2 rRNA genes are annotated in these 661 nt (G+C 60.6%); both read left to right on the top strand.

Annotated elements, in window-relative coordinates:
* A 16S ribosomal RNA gene (locus EAO77_RS36715) occupies positions 1-226 on the top strand; the annotation flags it as partial.
* 282 nt (positions 227-508) lie between these two features.
* A 23S ribosomal RNA gene (locus EAO77_RS36720) occupies positions 509-661 on the top strand; the annotation flags it as partial.

Below are 661 nucleotides of genomic sequence, written 5' to 3' on the forward strand. Positions count from 1 at the left end.
TCGACCCCATGAAGTCGGAGTTGCTAGTAATCGCAGATCAGCATTGCTGCGGTGAATACGTTCCCGGGCCTTGTACACACCGCCCGTCACGTCACGAAAGTCGGTAACACCCGAAGCCGGTGGCCCAACCCCTTGYGGGAGGGAGCTGTCGAAGGTGGGACTGGCGATTGGGACGAAGTCGTAACAAGGTAGCCGTACCGGAAGGTGCGGCTGGATCACCTCCTTTCTAAGGAGCACATAGCCGACTGCGAGCGAATGACTCGCACGGTTGCTCATGGGTGGAACGTTGATTATTTGGCGCGAGTGACCTGATGGTCTTCCCAGTACTGCTTCGGCGTGGAACGGGAGTCACGGAGGGGTGCTCGTGCCTGGCGCGCTGTTGGGTGTCTGAGGGTACGAGCGTTGCTCGTCCTTCGGGATGCCGGCCCCGGTGCACTCACCCGTTGCGGGTGGGGTGATGGGTGGCTGGTCGTTGTTTGAGAACTACACAGTGGACGCGAGCATCTGTGGCCAAGTTTTTAAGGGCGCACGGTGGATGCCTTGGCACCAGGAACCGATGAAGGACGTGGGAGGCCACGATAGTCCCCGGGGAGCCGTCAACCAGGCTTTGATCCGGGGGTTTCCGAATGGGGAAACCCGGCAGTCGTCATGGGCTGTCACC

The sequence above is a fragment of the Streptomyces sp. T39 genome, from assembly GCF_008042045.1.
Lineage (GTDB): Bacteria > Actinomycetota > Actinomycetes > Streptomycetales > Streptomycetaceae > Streptomyces.